The 16,282-nt window shown below is 43.1% G+C and carries 21 protein-coding genes; 9 read left to right on the top strand and 12 right to left on the bottom strand.

Translation table 11 applies throughout. From position 1 onward, the window contains the following. Positions 1-2 precede the first annotated feature (2 nt). The 6 genes from PI95_RS21145 (at position 3) to PI95_RS21120 (ending at position 6,269) form a co-directional block, all read left to right on the top strand. Entirely contained in the window at positions 3-449 is a 447-nt protein-coding gene (locus PI95_RS21145) for a response regulator (RefSeq protein WP_039742045.1), read from the top strand. Between the two features lie 134 nt (positions 450-583). Beyond that, positions 584-2,341, top strand: a complete 1,758-nt coding sequence (locus tag PI95_RS37235; protein WP_052324855.1) for a PAS domain S-box protein — start codon at positions 584-586, stop codon at positions 2,339-2,341. A gap of 140 nt (positions 2,342-2,481) precedes the next feature. Beyond that, positions 2,482-2,853: a response regulator gene (locus tag PI95_RS21135; RefSeq protein ID WP_039742044.1), complete on the top strand. Its 372-nt coding sequence runs from the start codon at positions 2,482-2,484 to the stop codon at positions 2,851-2,853. Between the two features lie 239 nt (positions 2,854-3,092). Continuing rightward, positions 3,093-4,736 carry an ATP-binding protein gene (locus PI95_RS21130; RefSeq protein WP_052324854.1) on the top strand — a complete coding sequence of 548 codons (1,644 nt, stop codon included), beginning with the start codon at positions 3,093-3,095 and terminating at the stop codon, positions 4,734-4,736. Positions 4,737-4,886: 150 nt separating this feature from the next. After that, complete coding sequence (locus PI95_RS21125; protein ID WP_039742039.1) at positions 4,887-6,056, top strand: homocysteine biosynthesis protein; 1,170 nt, start codon at positions 4,887-4,889, stop codon at positions 6,054-6,056. A 72-nt stretch (positions 6,057-6,128) separates the two neighbouring features. Further along, complete coding sequence (locus PI95_RS21120) at positions 6,129-6,269, top strand: alpha/beta hydrolase (protein ID WP_163519062.1); 141 nt, start codon at positions 6,129-6,131, stop codon at positions 6,267-6,269. On the opposite strand, the gene patR is transcribed toward PI95_RS21120, so the two are convergent. Continuing rightward, positions 6,235-7,245 (bottom strand): heterocyst master regulator PatR, encoded by a 1,011-nt coding sequence (patR, locus tag PI95_RS21115; RefSeq protein WP_039743898.1) that lies wholly within the window; start codon positions 7,243-7,245, stop codon positions 6,235-6,237. The genes PI95_RS21120 and patR overlap by 35 nt on opposite strands. A gap of 365 nt (positions 7,246-7,610) precedes the next feature. Here patR and PI95_RS21110 point away from each other — a divergent pair, with 365 nt between their 5' ends. Then, positions 7,611-8,480, top strand: coding sequence for a tetratricopeptide repeat protein (locus tag PI95_RS21110; RefSeq protein ID WP_039742037.1), 870 nt, complete (start codon positions 7,611-7,613; stop codon positions 8,478-8,480). Positions 8,481-8,643: 163 nt separating this feature from the next. Here the strand turns inward: PI95_RS21110 and PI95_RS21105 are convergent, their stop codons facing one another. The 9 genes from PI95_RS21105 to PI95_RS21070 all read right to left on the bottom strand — a co-directional run bounded on the left by PI95_RS21105 (position 8,644) and on the right by PI95_RS21070 (position 13,817). Further along, positions 8,644-9,264 (bottom strand): TMEM165/GDT1 family protein, encoded by a 621-nt coding sequence (locus tag PI95_RS21105; RefSeq protein ID WP_039742035.1) that lies wholly within the window; start codon positions 9,262-9,264, stop codon positions 8,644-8,646. Positions 9,265-9,584: 320 nt separating this feature from the next. Beyond that, positions 9,585-10,037 (bottom strand): DUF29 domain-containing protein, encoded by a 453-nt coding sequence (locus PI95_RS21100; RefSeq protein ID WP_039742032.1) that lies wholly within the window; start codon positions 10,035-10,037, stop codon positions 9,585-9,587. 145 nt (positions 10,038-10,182) lie between these two features. Beyond that, on the bottom strand, positions 10,183-10,392 hold the full coding sequence (locus tag PI95_RS21095; RefSeq protein WP_039742029.1) for a DUF6887 family protein: 210 nt from the start codon (positions 10,390-10,392) through the stop codon (positions 10,183-10,185). After that, entirely contained in the window at positions 10,389-10,571 is a 183-nt protein-coding gene (locus PI95_RS37525; RefSeq protein WP_039742026.1) for a DUF6888 family protein, read from the bottom strand. The genes PI95_RS21095 and PI95_RS37525 overlap by 4 nt, the downstream gene beginning before the upstream one ends. Further along, entirely contained in the window at positions 10,516-10,665 is a 150-nt protein-coding gene (locus tag PI95_RS21090) for a hypothetical protein (protein WP_163519061.1), read from the bottom strand. The genes PI95_RS37525 and PI95_RS21090 overlap by 56 nt, the downstream gene beginning before the upstream one ends. Before the next feature lie 51 nt (positions 10,666-10,716). Beyond that, complete coding sequence (locus PI95_RS36095; RefSeq protein ID WP_236117136.1) at positions 10,717-10,878, bottom strand: hypothetical protein; 162 nt, start codon at positions 10,876-10,878, stop codon at positions 10,717-10,719. Positions 10,879-11,024: 146 nt separating this feature from the next. After that, a complete protein-coding gene (locus PI95_RS21080) occupies positions 11,025-11,228 on the bottom strand; it encodes a hypothetical protein (RefSeq protein WP_039742023.1) in 204 nt (67 codons plus the stop codon). A 164-nt stretch (positions 11,229-11,392) separates the two neighbouring features. Continuing rightward, entirely contained in the window at positions 11,393-13,120 is a 1,728-nt protein-coding gene (locus PI95_RS21075) for a succinate dehydrogenase/fumarate reductase flavoprotein subunit (RefSeq protein WP_039742020.1), read from the bottom strand. Between the two features lie 424 nt (positions 13,121-13,544). Beyond that, a complete protein-coding gene (locus PI95_RS21070) occupies positions 13,545-13,817 on the bottom strand; it encodes a hypothetical protein (RefSeq protein ID WP_236117135.1) in 273 nt (90 codons plus the stop codon). 124 nt (positions 13,818-13,941) lie between these two features. Between PI95_RS21070 and PI95_RS21065 the strand changes: the two genes are divergently transcribed. Both PI95_RS21065 and PI95_RS21060 read left to right on the top strand, forming a co-directional pair. Beyond that, positions 13,942-14,145, top strand: a complete 204-nt coding sequence (locus tag PI95_RS21065) for a hypothetical protein (RefSeq protein ID WP_039742018.1) — start codon at positions 13,942-13,944, stop codon at positions 14,143-14,145. A 152-nt stretch (positions 14,146-14,297) separates the two neighbouring features. After that, the gene (locus tag PI95_RS21060; RefSeq protein WP_039742014.1) at positions 14,298-14,507 is read left to right on the top strand and encodes a hypothetical protein; all 210 of its coding nucleotides are present in this window, start codon (positions 14,298-14,300) and stop codon (positions 14,505-14,507) included. A 402-nt stretch (positions 14,508-14,909) separates the two neighbouring features. Here the strand turns inward: PI95_RS21060 and PI95_RS21055 are convergent, their stop codons facing one another. Further along, entirely contained in the window at positions 14,910-15,230 is a 321-nt protein-coding gene (locus tag PI95_RS21055) for a hypothetical protein (RefSeq protein WP_039742010.1), read from the bottom strand. A 565-nt stretch (positions 15,231-15,795) separates the two neighbouring features. Continuing rightward, on the bottom strand, positions 15,796-15,969 hold the full coding sequence (locus PI95_RS21050; protein WP_163519060.1) for a hypothetical protein: 174 nt from the start codon (positions 15,967-15,969) through the stop codon (positions 15,796-15,798). Between the last annotated feature and the right edge of the window lie 313 nt (positions 15,970-16,282).

Genomic DNA, 16,282 nt, shown 5'->3' with positions numbered 1-16,282 from the left:
AAATGTTTGGACAGCAAACTCCAACATTATTGGTTATTGAAGATAGCGATGAAGATTTTGTTGCTTTACAACGCATGATGAAGGGTGCATCTCTTCCTCACCGAGTTGAACGTTGTACTGATGGCGATGACGCTTTAGACTTTCTTTATCATACTGGCAAATACATAGACAACAAAACAGCACCCCGTCCATCTTTAATTTTACTCGACCTCAATTTGCCAGGTACAGATGGGCGAGAAATTCTACACCAACTCAAGCAGGATGATAGTCTGAAAATGATTCCTGTAGTGGTATTTTCTACATCGTCAAATCCTAAAGATATTGAAGCTTGTTATGAATATGGTGTAAATAGTTATATTCTTAAACCAATTGATGTCCATAAATTGAAAATGACAATCGAAATTTTTAGTAAATACTGGTTTGGAGTAATCAGTCTACCTGATACTTAAAAAAAAGAAAAAATTAATAAATAATTATTAAATATAAGAAAAAGCAAGATAAGATACCCGACTTCTTAAAGAAGTCGGGTATCTGAAGAAGTCGGGTATCTGAACGCAATAGCTGCACATTCCATGTAAAAGAAATGCATACTAGAGAACAAATTCAGGATATCACCGATGCCTATCGGCAAGCTACGCAACGCAAACAAACACAAGCCGCATTGCAAGAAAGTGAAAGACGATTTCGCGCAATCTTTGACCAGACATTTCAATTTATGTGGCTTTTAAAACTGGATGGTACACTTTTAGAAGCTAATCAAACAGCACTGAATTTTGGCGGATTGCAATCAACAGATGTAGTTGGACATCCATTTTGGCAAGCGCGATGGTGGATGTCTCAAGAAACACAAACGCAATTATTTAGCGCGATCGCTCAAGCCGCAAAAGGTGAATTTGTTCGCTACGAAGTAGATATAATCGGTGCGGGAGAAATAGTGCAAACAATTGACTTTTCCCTCAAACCAGTTTTAGATGAAACCGGCAAAATAGTATTACTAATTTCTGAAGGACGGGATATTAGCGATACCTGCGGCACACTTCGTGAACGCGTTGCCGCACTTCGCGATCGCAAACTTGCATTATCAGCCTTACGCTGCTGCGAAGACGAATTTCGCGCTTTAAGCGAAGCTTCCCCAGTCGGCATCTTTCGAGTAAATCCCCAAGGAGGATGTATCTACACCAATCCTCGCGCTCAAGCAATTTGCGGCTACACTTTTGAAGAAGCTTTAGGACATGGCTGGGTCAAGTTCGTTCACCCAGAAGATCGTCAGCTTTATTTTTCTCGTTGGTTACAAGCAGTAACAGCAACTCAAGAATTTATTGGAGAAGTGCGTTCTGTTCATCGAGACGGAACTATACGTTTTTGTCGGCTGAAAACAGCTCCTATTTTTTCTGACCAAAAAGAATTAATCGGTCATGTCGGAACCGTTGAAGACATCACCGAAATGCGAGCTATAGAAAAGATGAAAAGCGAGTTTATTTCGATTGTCAGCCACGAATTGCGAACACCATTAGCTTCGATTCGCGGTTCTTTAGGATTGCTTGCTTCCGGACGACTCGACAACCAACCGCAAAAAGCGCGACGCATGTTAGAAATTGCCGCGCTTGACACCGAACGCTTAGTACGTTTGGTCAATCAAGTTCTTGATTTAGAGCGACTCGAATCAGGCAAAATTGTCTTGGCAAAACATCCATGTAATGCTGCTACTTTAATGCAGCAAGCAATAGACGCTGTGCAATGCTTTGCCGAAGAAGCCAACATCAACCTAACAGTTTTTCCCCTATCTGTTGAGATATGTGCCGATCGCGATCGCATCATTCAAACTCTTGTCAACCTGCTAGCAAACGCCGTTAAATTTTCGCCTTCGGGGAGTACTGTTATTCTGAGTGCAGAAGTTCAAAAGGACAAGGGGGATAAGGGGGACAAGGGGGCAGGGGGCAGGGGGCAGGGGGCAGGGGGCAGGGGGAGTTTGTCTCCCTCATCTCCCTTGTCTCCCTTGTCTCCCCCCTCTCCCTTGTCCCCCCCCTCCCCCTTGTCTCCCTTGTCCCCCCCCTCTCCCTTGTCCCCCCCCACTCCCACTCCCCCCACTCCCCACTCCCCACTCCCCACTCCCCATCTCCTATTCAAAGTCAAAGACCAAGGGCGGGGTATTCCTGCTGATAAACTAGAAAGTATTTTTGGTAGGTTTGAGCAAGTTGATGCTTCAGACTCTCGCAATTCCTGCGGTACTGGACTAGGATTAGCTATATGTCGCACTATTGTGCAGCAGCATAACGGAAAAATTTGGGCAGAAAGCGTTGTCGGTGAAGGCAGTACCTTCTATTTCACCTTACCGCTGTAGAAACCCGACTTCGCATGAGTTGTTGGGTTTCTGAAGGACTTAAATAAAATCTACCTTTAGATTACCACCACGGCTAGAAGAGGAGTAGAGCCTGCCAAAGTAGGCTAACTTTACCGCTTATTAAAATACTCCTTTGGGTAATGCGACGAATTCTGCTGATTGATGACGAAGAACGTTTGAGCGAAGTAGTTCAGACTTGCTTAGAAACCTTAGGAGGTTGGGAAGTACTCATCGCTACTACCGCTAATGAAGGGTTACTCATAGCGGAAATTGAACAGCCAAATGCCATTTTGCTAGATGTGATGCTGCCGGAAATGGATGGTATTACTTTATTTCATCATCTACAAGAAAAACCTGATACCCAATCGATTCCAGTCATTTTGCTGAGTGCGAAAATACAGTTTGCCGAACCGAATCAGTTTGCTAACTTAGGTGTAGCAGGAGTCATTGCCAAGCCCTTTGACCCTTTGAAGCTGGCAGATCAAGTGGCAAAAATCCTGGGTTGGAGTTAGGGGGGAGAGACGTTCCAATGGAACGTCTCTAGGGGAATGGGTAATACAATTATTTATAATCGCTAATCTGGAATTATCTATCTATCTTTAGATAGAAATTATTATAAGTTCATAATTTGCTCAGTTTTGAGAGATAACCTTGCTTGTGCAAAGGGAAATTAAGAATATCTGCTGTAAAGGCAGTAAAAGCTTAATAGGAGTCAGGCGATCGCTTGACTCTTGGGATTAAAAAAAATTATATGCAAATAAATAAACCAATTAAGGAAGCAAGCACAAATGAATTGCCGCTAAGGGTGGAAAAAATGGCACACAAGCGACGCAGTATTCTAATTGTTGATGATTGTCACGAAGACAGGCAAACTTTCCGCCGTTATTTACACCAAGCCTCGAACTACATATATAGTGTCATTGAGTCAGAGTATGGCGAACAAGCGCTAGAATTGTGCAAGATTTTGCAGCCAGATTGTGTTGTAGTCGATTACTCTCTACCTGATATGGATGGTCTTGAGTTTCTCGATAAATTCAGAAACGCAACCAATCAGGTAGATATTCCCGTGGTGATGCTGACAGCTTGCGGTAATGAAGCGATCGCTGTCCAAGCAATGAAAAAAGGAGCTACCGACTATCTCACCAAAGAACAGCTCACAGCAGAAAATTTGCTTTCAACCCTTCAGCACGCTCTCGAAAAAGTAGAACTGCTGTGGAAACTCAACCTCACTCAAGAGCAATTAAAATTTCAGTCTTATATTTTATCTCAAGTAACCGATGCAGTTATGGTTGCTGAAGTCAAGTTGATTGATGAAATTAAAGCGCGGATTGTCTATGTGAATGCAGCATTCACTCACATGACTGGTTACAGTGCTGAGGAGGTTTTAGGCAAAACACCGAGTATCCTGAACAAACTGAAAACCGATCCAAAAGTACTAAAGGAAATTAGTCAGGCAATGGCTAATTATCAGCCACTAAAAGTAGAACTAATTAACTACCGCAAAGACGGATCGGAGTTTTGGTCAGAAGTTAATATTACCCCGATGCTTGACGAATCAGGGGAATGCACTAATTTTATTTTTGTGCAACGCGACATCAGCGAACAGCAAGCCGCGCTTCGCGAACGCAAAGAAGCCGAAGCAGAAAAGCAACAACTGTTAGCACAAGAAAAAGCTTGCCGCGCTGAAGCAGAAGCAATCAACCGCACCAAGGATCAGTTTTTGGCAATTATATCTCATGAATTGCGATCGCCTCTTAATGCTATACTCGGTTGGACAAAGTTAATTCAAGGTGGCAAGTTAGACGACTTGGCTACTGCACGCGCACTTGCAACAATTGAGCGTAACGCCAAGTTACAAAACGAGTTAATTCAAGACCTCTTAGACTTTTCCCGCATCACACAAGGTAAACTTCGTCTTGAACTGTGCCCAGTTGATTTGACACAAATAATTAATGCCGCAATTGATGTAGTCCGTCCATTAGCTGATGCTAAAAGCATTGCCATTGAGTCAGCACTTGAATTTACAATCGGCGAAGTTTTCGGCGATGCCAATCGATTGCAGCAAGTTATGTGGAATTTACTGACGAATGCGATTAAATTTACACCAGAGGAAGGACAGATCGCAATTTGGTTAGAGCGAGTTGAGTCTGAAGCCCAAATCACCGTCAGTGATACAGGCATTGGTATTAGTCCTGACTTTTTGCCTTATGTATTCGAGCAATTTCGTCAAGCTGATAACCAATATACAGCAAGGCATAAGGGATTGGGACTAGGACTTGCGATCGTCCGTAGTTTGGTGGAAATGCACAATGGTACTATTACCGCAGCGAGTGACGGTGAAGGACAAGGTGCAAACTTTACAGTTAGGTTGCCACTTCATAATAGGGCATCATAATAAAGGGCATCGGGATTTTAAAGAGGGGAAAAGGGAAAGGGGGAAAGGGGAAGGGAAAAATATTTCTTCTTTCTTTACCTTTTCCCTTTTCCCTTTACCCTTTCCCCCTCTTGATTTGCCCAATGCCCATTGCCCAATTCCCAGTCCAATATGCGATCGCTTGCTGAAATTAACGATAAAATTACCCGCAAACGTGCTGTAGTCTTAACTGTTGAAGAACTCAAAGCACGAGTTGCAGAAGTCGGCGTTACTCAAGTTGCCAAAGAAACTGATGTCATTACCACCGGCACATTTGAACCGATGGAATCATCAGGTGCGATTATTAACTTAGGACACACCGACCCACCAATTAAAATTCGCCGCGCTTGGTTAGATAGTGTCCCCGTATATTCCGGTTTTGGGGCAGTAGATTTATACATTGGTGCAAGCTGTGCCGTGGAAGTCACCGACGGCGAAGAAGTCCGGGAACGCGGTGGTGGACATGTAATTGAAGATTTAATCGCCGGCAAACCCGTACATGTACGCGCACAAGGACAGGTAACAGATTGTTACCCCCGTGCCACCTTTGAAACGACAATTACCCGTGAAACAATAAATCAGTTTTATTTATTTAATCCGCGCAATCTTTATCAAAATTTTATCGTGGGGGTGAATGGAGGCGATCGCCCACTTTTCACTTATCTCGGTCCACTACAACCGCGTTTGGGGAATGCAGTTTACTCTAACCCAGGTGCGATTTCCCCTTTACTCAACGACCCGGAACTACAACTTATCGGCATTGGTACGCGAATTTTCTTAGGTGGTGGTGTTGGCTATGTATCATGGGAAGGTACTCAGCACTTTCCCTTACAAAAGCGATTGCCCAATCATACACCTATCGGTCCTGCCGCCACTTTAGCGTTAATTGGTGATGCCAAACAAATGGATGCGCGTTGGGTACGCGGTTGTTACTTCAAAAGTTACGGACCTTCCTTAATGTTAGGCGTAGGCGTACCACTTCCGGTATTAAACGAACAAGTCGTAGAACGCGCTTGCGTGACTGACAAAGACTTAGTAGCGCCGATAGTAGACTTTTCCATCCCTCGGCGCGTCCGTCCCACCTTTGGGTTAGTGAGTTACGCCCAACTTAAATCTGGGCGAATCACTATTGAAGGTAAAACAGTGCGTGTTGCTCCCCTTGCAAGTATGTATCTTTCCAGACTAGTGGCACAAGAATTGAAACAGTGGATTGAAGCCGGCACATTTACCCTGACAGAAGCAGTTTCTCCAATTCCAATGGAGCGATCGTTTTTGCCCCAAGACCGCTGGACAGAGTTTTGATATTGGGTAATGGGTAATGGGTAATTGGTAATGGGTAATGGGTAATGGGGAATGGGTAATGGGTAATGGGTAATGGGTAATGGAAGAAACGCACATCACTATTACCAATTACCAATTCTCAATTACCAATTACCAATTACCAATTCCCAATTACCAATTACCAATTACCAATTCCCTACTACTGCTGCGGCTTCGGTCGTTTTATTGGCTTAGGAGCGGGTGCTTTGGGTATGGGATTTGGCATTGGCGATGACTCGCCTTTCTTGATTGGGCGGGGGGTTTCGCCGCTACTGCGTCTGGGCGGATATGGTTTTCTGCCACCACCGCCACCGCGACCGCCACCGCCACCACGGAAACCGCCTTTTTCAGGTGGTCTGCGTTTTTTGGGCAAATCAGCGATCGCCGTAGCGTTTTCGATCATCAATAAATCAGCTTCTCGCTTCGCTTGGAAGTCCCAAAACTTACCGACAGCTTTAGTACCAAGTACACCCGTAAGTTTCAACTTGAAATACTTGGGTTTGTCATCTGTCTTGCGAGGGGCTTGTTTAATCTTGACCACTAAGCTTTTAGCGTCAAAAGATTGGTAAACTACTTCACCACGAACCGAAAAACCACCATCTGTAATTTCTGATGAAGGTGTAAGAGCGCTGGTAGTTTCTGCGGATTCTGATGAAGCTTCATTAGTAGAAACTAATTCTTCTGACTTTGAGTCTTGATCTTCATCTTCTATGGAATGTTTCGCCAGGTTTTCTGGCTCCCAAACCCCGACAATTTGTAGGTGCAGTGCATCATTTTCTTGCCTTGTACGCGGATATACTACCCACAAATGTTCTTTTTCTAAATCTAAATGATTCTTAACTAAACTCATTATCCGACCAAGAAGGACGGCATTGAGTTCTACACCATCTGTAGTCACCAGCATTCCTTGAGTGAATTGTTCATCACTAGCAACGTAGCGACCTCGGACTAAGCCGATCGCTCGATATTGCATCGGTTCGCTGGGAGGGGGAATCGGTTGCTGCCGATTGCCTAAGTTTGCATCTGAGGCAGTCTCGCTGGGTTCAACGGAAGAATTCTCAGGTTTAGATTGGACTGGTTTTTCAACTTGATTTGCTGCTTCTAGGCTAGTTGGCTCTTGATTAGAGGCAGATTTGGACGGTTCGGACGACGGCATCAGGTCGGAATTCATATAAACTCCTTGCGGCGGAGACACATCCCATTGTGGGATTTTACTAAGGCAGCTGAAAAGAGCGTTTGTGCGGCGCTTAAAAGTATATTTCTTTCAAGTTAGCCACGCGAAAGAGCGCTCTGTGTGATACTCTAAACGCTAAACTTACCATTTAGATACTAAATGTGTAATTTAACGCTTTTACACTAGTTTCGGCAGCTTAAGATAGCTACAATTTCAGAGGATTTCCCCCAAAGTCATCACCTACTTTAGCAGTGTAAATTGCTAATTGTTATAAATTTCACAGCTTAATACCCGTATTCCGCAAACTTTTTAAAATTTTTAACGTTACTGATAGTGTCATTATTCAGAAGAAGGACGGTTTTGTGTCTAAACAAGGCAATCGTTGGATGGTTAAAGTAGTGCTGTTGCTGGCAGTAGTTGCTTTTGTCGGGGTTTCTCTGGTTCCCTTAATTACGGCATTTAATGATACGCAACGCCCAACTCAAAACACCAGTAGCGCCAAAGTCGCCACTTCGCCTGCTTCTGACCCAAAATCAAAGGTAGAAGACGAAGTACGGGGTTATGAATTGGTTTTGCAACGCGAACCAGAAAATCAAGCCGCGCTTAAAGGGTTATTACAAGCTAGGTTACAGCTGCTGAGTCAAAAAGGAAAAGGTGAAATTCAACCAGCTGACATTACTGCTGTAATCGAACCTTTAGAAAAATTAGTCAAGCTGAATCCAGAACAAACGAAATACGCGGTGCTACTAGCGCAAGCAAAACAGCAAATAGGCGACAAAGAAGGAGCAGCTCAAGCTTATCGTTCTGTTTTGGCAACGAAACCAGGGGATATCGAAGCTTTACAAGGCATGGTGGCTCTTTTGGTATCTCAAAAACGCCCGGAAGCGGCGATCGGTTTGCTGCAAGATACGCTGACTACCTCAACGCAGGCAAATAAAATTCAACCGGGAAGTGTGGATGCGATCGCTGTCCAAGTACTTTTAGGCAACGTCTACGCCTCCCAAAAACGCTACACTCAAGCTATCTCTATTTACGATCAAGCAATTAAAAGCGATGCTAAAGATTTTCGCCCGGTTTTGGCAAAGGCATTGCTCGTCAAAGAACAAGGCAAAATTGAAGAGGCAAAACCTTTATTTGACAAAGCTGCCACTTTAGCACCCGCTCAATATAAAGACCAAATTAACCAACAAGCAACAGCCTCACCCAGCCCGACGGCTTCTCCTAAGCCGTGAGGGAGTGGGGAGTGGGGAATGGGGAGTGGGGACAAGGGGGACAAGGGGGACAAGGGGGACAAGGGGGACAAGGGGGACAAGGGGACAAGGGGGACAAGGGGGACAACTAACCACTAACCACTAACCACTAACCACTATCCACTATCCACTATCCACGCTCCTCCTAACTCCCTTCCATCGCTGCAAGTACACCAAACACGATAAATAAGCATCCACCAATTAGGGTAAGTTGGCGTTCGGAGATTCGTCCGGATATCATTCGTCCACAACTTACGGCGATGACTGCACAAATGAAATGTCCTAATATGGCACCGACGGTTACGCCAAAAGGGTTGTTGCTAGCGGCTAGAGCAATGGTGGCAAATTGTGTGCGATCGCCCCACTCTGCCATAAATGTTAATACAAAGGCTTCTGCTATAATTGACAGTGGCGTTTTTTTCTTGGGTAGTTGCTTCTCTGCTTGTTCTACCGCCTCTTTAGCCTCTCCTACTACTTCTGCATCACAACTCAAAGCCGACATCCGATTTGCATCATACAGCAGCTTGATACCAAAGCCGATAAATAAAACAATTTCTGCGTAATGAATATAAAGCTTTGGCAAGAAAGATACCGCTTGTCCCGCTACCACAGAAATTATTGTCATCGCAGCTAAAGCCGCTGTCACACCGATTAATACCAGCCGTCGCGAGTGCCGCATCGCTAAAATTGCGGCGATAAAAAAAGTTTTATCTCCTAATTCGGAAACTGTGATTAATAATAAACCTGCGGTAAAAGCTGTTAGCACTCTCTCAAGCTCCTAAGGATTTTTTTCCTGTGTGAAGCTAAATGAGAGTTGCGAAACTTCACTAAGCTTCACACTTTTTTGTGTGAACTCAGTGAAGGTCTCGCTATCAAATATCTAAATACTTGCCATCTGAACCAGGTTTATCACCAGTATGTTGATTCAGATGCGCTGGCTTTCTTTAAAGTCTTTTTGCCAGCAGCTACTCCCCTTCTATGCGAATCTCATTATACATCTTTCCCAGCTAAAAGTCAACAAAGGAAAAATGAAGAAGTTTGAATAATTTCGTTTCTGTATAACGGTTGAATTGGGCTGCGTGGTGTTTACTGAGGTAAAAACTCATCATTTGTCACTTCTGCTAGCTCGTATGGACACATCACAGGAAAAAACTCTACTGGCAAATTAGTTTCGGCTTTTGCTTGCTTAACTGCTTGTGCATAACACTCTGCAAAGACGCTTTCAAGATAAGATTTGAGACTAGGCGAATCATCGTCAGCTTCTTTAACACGTCTACGATGCTCAATAATGCTTGCTTCCCAGTTACCGCTTTGCTTTTGCGGCTGAAACTGCCATTTGAGCAAATGCACCAAAATTACAATAAAATTACTCTTGAGGCTGCGACGCTCACTTTTTCCGATGTCCGCCATTTCTTCGATGAGGTTTTCCCAGTCTACGTTCGCGTAGTCCTGACTTTGCAATTTTTCCACAGTCGTTTCTATCCATTGCAAGTAGTCAGTATCATATAGCGTTTGGGAATGCGCTTTTAGGGAAGACATGGCAGTTTTGATCGTTTACTCTGATTGTAGTTTGTGCGGCAAAAGCGCGATCGCACTACAAAGAACCTTGAATTGCTGCCACACTCATCAAAACTCTAAGTAATCTAGACAATAACTATAGGATCTTGTATTCGTCCGATGGGTGCTATTCAGCTTTTTTCAGCTTTTCTATTAACAAAGCTTTTACCTCGCTGTCAGGGTCGGCAAGATCAAAGGGATAAGGTTGCTGTGTAGAAGGATCGCGACGACTCATCAAAACTTCCAATGCAGCCCGAAATTCTTCTTCATCATTTCTATGTTTTGAAATATACTGTTTTAGTTCAGTATTTGTCATTTGGTGTAAGTTCTGCGTCATAGAACAAAGTCCCAATTTCGATCTTGATCAATTATGACTACAATTTCATCAGTTACACCAGCTTGAATATAGAGCGTTTTCAACTTTTGGTCGTAGCGGAAAATTTGAATCGGCTGATAAAAATTAGATAGTAACTGGCAAAGGTATATCGCTGTATCCGATTGTTTCTGTGTCGGCAACTAACAACTCCAAACAAACACACCAACCGTAGCTTATCAGAAAGGATGTAATGCGATCGCTCCACAAAAACAAATGAATTCCTGCCGCACTCATTAAAGTTGTTCCTTAATCTAGACAATAACTATAAGGTTGATGACGTTTGTATCACAGCCCTAACCAATCGCGCAAAGATTGTTCTAACTGCTCAATATCGGCATCAGTTAGTTTGCCAATAATTGTAACAACTAAGCTCTGATGTACTGTGTACAAACCTCGTTTAACCGCCGTTGAAACGTTAAGTCCGGCTGCGACCCAATCAAAAAGCACAAAGAAAGCCAGCCAGTAACGGTGTGGTTTTGCTAGTTAATGGAACAATGAAAATGTCTTGAGATACATGCGATGCACTCACAACGACTGCGGGTCTTACTTTTGAGCCGGATAAATCCGAAAAAGGATACCTAACCAAGATGATGTCATTTTTCGAGTAGCTGGGCATAGACATCATCCTCAGTATTATCCCAAATGGCATCAACTGAGACTTGACTTGTCTGAAGCCAAAACTCAGACTCATCATCGAGCAGAAGTGTTACTAATACTCTTGTACCTTCAGGAAGTTCTGTTGGTTCTAGCAACTCGATTTTGCCTTGACGAACAGTAGCCCACACGGTTTTCAGCATAATGTTTCTACAATGGCAACGACGACGATCTTAATTGATCGTAAGCTAGTTAGCTAAAGCCTGAAGAAAACCGATACCAATTCTTTGTAACGATGCCAGCGTAAATTACCACGTTGTAAATCAGTAGAGACGTTCCACCGGAACGTCTCTACTGTGTAAATATTTTAGTATTTCCGCTCTTTTGGCTCAAACATGGTAATCGTCACCGGACGATATTGAATATCAATTCCTGCCGGTGAATAATAAGCCAATGTGTGTCTGAGGAAGTTTTCATCATCGCGTTGCGGATAATCTTCGCGGAAATGTGCCCCACGACTTTCTTGACGATTCAAGGCTGAGGAAAGAATTGTTTGTCCTACTACCATTAAACTTCGCATTTCCAAGGCTTCGACAATTTCTGTATTCCAAGAATTGCCTTTGTCATCTAAGTATATCTGCGAAGCTTTTTGTTGTAATTCTTGTATTTTTTCTAAACCTTGATGCATTAATTCTTGGGTGCGGAAAACACCGCAATATTCTGTCATACAATCTTGGAAGGCTTGACGCACTTGGTTAATGCGATACTGCCCAGGCTGATCTAGCAAAGCTTGAATTTGTTGCTTTGCATCTTTGATGTAAGTTTGCTCGTCTATTGTGGGTAACTTGCGGTTTTGCACAAATCGAGCGATCGCACTTCCGGTTCTCTTTCCATAAACCACGCACTCCAACAGCGAATTACTACCTAAACGATTCGCTCCATGTACGGATACACAAGATGTCTCCCCAGCGGCAAAGAAGCCCTCAACAAGCCCTTCACCACTACTGCGGACTTGACCATCAGTGTTAACGGGGATACCACCCATACAATAGTGAATCGTTGGACGCACTGGCATCGGTTGCGTTACCGCATCAACACCAACTAAGCGGTGTGCTTCTTCCCAACAGAAGGGAACGCGGCTCATAATTTTTTCTTTGCCCATGTGACGCAAGTCGAGATAGACAAACGGTCCGCCTGCACTGCCATCAAGATGAACGCCACGACCGGCGCGAATTTCGTAAGCGATCGCTCGTGAGGTAATATCACGCGGGGCAAGTTCCATACGACTGGGAGCGTAATTCGCCATAAAGCGATCGCCTTCAGAGTTAATCAAATACGCTCCTTCCCCGCGCACCGCTTCGGAAATTAGCACCCCGACGGGATATAATCCAGTGGGGTGGAACTGGACAAATTCCATATCTTGCAGTGGCAAACCGGCGATCGCTGTCATCGCCAAACCATCACCCGTAGAAGCGTAATCATTAGAAGTGGTGTTATAAACGCGACCATACCCACCTGTAGCAAACATCACCGCTTTAGCCCGCACCACGACTATTTGCCCATCCAAAAGGTGGTACATCACTACACCTTTCGCCTGACCTTCTTCTAATATCAGGCGCATTACGTACCACTCTTGATAAATTTGCACACCTGAACGGCGCAAATTATTCACCAGTTCGTGCAAAATTGCGTGACCGGTTTTATCGGCAGCATAGCAAGTACGATTGTGAGAATGTCCGCCAAAAGCGCGTTGGGCAATGCGACCATCATTTAAGCGAGAGAATAAAACACCCATGTGTTCTAGGTCAATCACCACATCCGGTGCTTCACGGGTAAGAATTTCTACCGCGTCTTGGTCTGCTAAATAATCGGAACCCTTGACAGTATCGAAAGCGTGTGCTTCCCAGCTATCTTCTGTATCGACGTTTCTCAGCGACGCTGCCATCCCACCTTGGGCAGCTACCGAGTGCGAACGAATCGGGTGAGTTTTCGCCACCACAGCTACATTCAAGCTAGGATCGGTTCTGGCAATTTCCACTGCTGCGCGACATCCTGCCAATCCCCCCCCGATAATAATCACATCATGTTCAAGCATAAGATATTAACATTATTAAATCAGTACTTTCAGTCTTTAAACCTTAATTAATGCTCACTAAAAGCTCAAATACCCTAAATTCAATGTTTTAGTCTGGCTTCTGAGCATAATTTTATACCTCAATTTCCTGCTCAACAGATGCTGATAGAGATACCTTGTCTATTTTACTTAAACTCTTACTCTTTGCGACTCTGCGGACGCCACTTGCTACAACGGGGGGAACCCCCGCAACGCAGTGGCTCCTCTGCGTGAGACAAATAAAAAAAGACCCCTACCTGTAGGCAAGAGTCTTTCGCGATTACTTTACATTACAACTATATTACATGTTCAACAAGTCAAGCGCTTGTTCTAAGTGCATCTTAGCTTTATGCAAGTTAAGCAGTGCTTCCTGGTCGTACCGATGGGGATACTCTAAACGCTTTGCTTACATCGTTGCTTTAATTAATGCAGCAAGCTTGTCTGTAGGTTGTCCCATCTGATCTAACGCTTGCCCTAAATCCTGATAACCTTTAAAGGTCATTCTTGTCAGTCCTTCCCCTTCCTTCATCTGACGTAAGGCAATAGCCGCAAAGGTCAACAAAGCATCAATCCAAGCAGTTTTATAAGCAGGGTTCCCCAGTGGTTTAAGTCCGTACTGCTTGCACAGTCCCTTAAGTTCCCCCAGAGTTTTGATTTCCAATTCAGAACGTGTAAACATGGAATTGTCCATTTTAAAAAGGTGGATATTGGTAGGGGAGAACCGTGCAAAGTATTCCCCTGCCAATTAATAGTTTATTCACACGACGACTTGTAAAACAAGCTTTAGTTATATTTCTTAATCAATGCCTAACCCCAAAGGGAACCCAGATAATTTGCAACCGTTTACTACCGATAGAGATGAACCATTGATAGGAAAACTTACCGTAAGAGTACCTGAGTCAATATTGGCAAAGTTAAAATCTATTAATAATTACCCTGAATTTGTAAGACAGGCTATCTATAAGGCTTTGAGTGAATTAGAAGGTAGTGAGGATGAAATTACTTAAAGTAATTTACACAATATACTACTGACAAGAGTGAAATTTCTCTTACTGTTATACAAACTCTCTATAACTACCTACTAACTAGGTAAGTAGAAATTCAATACTCTATAGGTATGTTCACCAGCCAAACAACATTTCTTTACATTTCTTAATTAATGCCTAACCCTAAAGGGAATCCTGAAAGTTTAAAAGGACATGGTTTTACTACTGATAGAGATAAACCACTAACAGGGAGGTTAGCTTTTAGAGTGACAGAGGAAGTAGAAGCGAAAGTAAAATCTCTCGATAATTACCCAGAATTCTGTAGACAGGCTATAGCTAGGGCTTTGAGCGAATTAGAGGGTAGTGGTGATGAAATTACTTAAAGTAATTTACACAAGGTACTACCACCACTATTTCTTTACCTACCAAATACTAACTATAATTAATAGCAATACCAACCTTAAGAATTATTTAATACCAGTTTTTTTGGTATTGATATATAAACAATAAATAAAAAAATACTCCTATGATTTAGGAATCATAATCAACACCCCAACTGCAAAAAGAACTGCTGTTCTATTGTAAAGACATCAAAAAAAATTCCCTGCCAATCGACAGGGACGTTAGGTCAATTTTGGATTTTGGATTTTGGATAAGAAATAAGCTATTGGTAATAACCTTGTTAGCTAGTCCCCAGTCCCTAACCTCCAATCCAAAATCCGTCGAGAATGCGCTTTGATCGGAGGAAACCTCCGCTCAAACTTTTCGCAAAATCTAAAATCGAATCAGCTGGTTGCTTCTACAGGTTGTTGCTGGGAAACATTACCGGGTATTGGTTCCATTTTTGTTCCTGCTTCTACAGGAGACAATTCAATATGATTTAACAATGTAGTCACGAAGGCAAAAAGCAAGAAAGGCAACGATAGCAAAACAACAAGTCCAACTGTAGCTAAAGCATAAACGGGTCGTCTAGCACCCATCAGCGCCAAGGCAGCAGCTAAACTAATAGTGATAGTGATTAACCAAACAATTATTTGCCCGTAGATATCGCCAAAGGTCAGGGTACAGACAAACCGATACTTTTGAATATTATTTATGTTCACCATAGTTGCCTCCAGTTTCTCCTACTAGGTTCTAGGTTAGAGCCATGTTTGGATAGTTGACGATTTCTAAATATTTTTGCAAGCTTTGTAATATCACTTTACAATTCTCATTGTTTTGTGCAAATCAGATAGGAGATTTCAGTGTTAACCAATATTTGGCTTAAGAGTTCGCCGTTTTTCTGGTGGTAGTAACGGTTTTAGCTTTTCCCACTGTTCGTTACTTACTGAAGTTTAGACTAAGGCATGACAAAATGACCCAGCAGTACTGAGTTGACAATGTACACTCCTCAGTCGAGAACAACTAAAAGCTCAAGCCGATTTGATTGGTTGTTTTTTCGGCTTAGTAGTACTTTTTTTAACTTTCGGATAGCGAATTCTACGCAATCGGGTTTTTCCAGCAGTCCATCCAGGAAACTTTCCACTCTTGTTTGGGTGCAACAGCAGGTGTACCAATCACCGATAAAACTCCACCCATCGCCTGAGATTATGACAACATAGCAGTCGTAACCATCCCAACTTTGGATCTTTGACTTCTACTAAGGAGTCGGGTGTCCACCAAGTTTCAGAGTCATTGAGCTTGAATTTGTCTCCATGAACACAAAGGACGACCAATCCCTGTGTAAGCTTCTGGTTCACCGTAAAGTAGACGATTCGAGCGCAAACGGAACAATTTATCAGCAGCGATATCTGCTGAAAGTTTGACAAAGCTGGCACAACCGTACTCAGCATCCCACAAGGACAACGGACGAATGGACAGTTTTTCACAGCAGAGTTTTAATTGTGCTTTACTCTTTTTCTTCTCCAGTAATGTTCCAATTAACGCACTCTGGTTTTTCTACCCGTAATCTTCAGTCGCTTTGCCTTCCCTTCTTCTGCGTTTAGTCTAGTCTAGTTCGCGGTGCGAAACTGCTGAACAAATCAGATAGAAAACTTATCAATAATCAATAGTTGTATGTGCCAACTATTGATTATTGATAAAGCTAATTTTGACTATTTTGCCCGCTATTTGTTAAGACGCATAACCTTTCATTACACTCAATTTTAATTGCGTGTAA

The sequence above is a fragment of the Hassallia byssoidea VB512170 genome (genome assembly GCF_000817785.2).
In the GTDB taxonomy this organism is placed as follows: Bacteria; Cyanobacteriota; Cyanobacteriia; order Cyanobacteriales; family Nostocaceae; genus Hassallia; species Hassallia carrinoi.
Note: the sequence above shows the minus strand (reverse complement) of the source record. Positions and strands in the feature narration are given on the sequence as shown.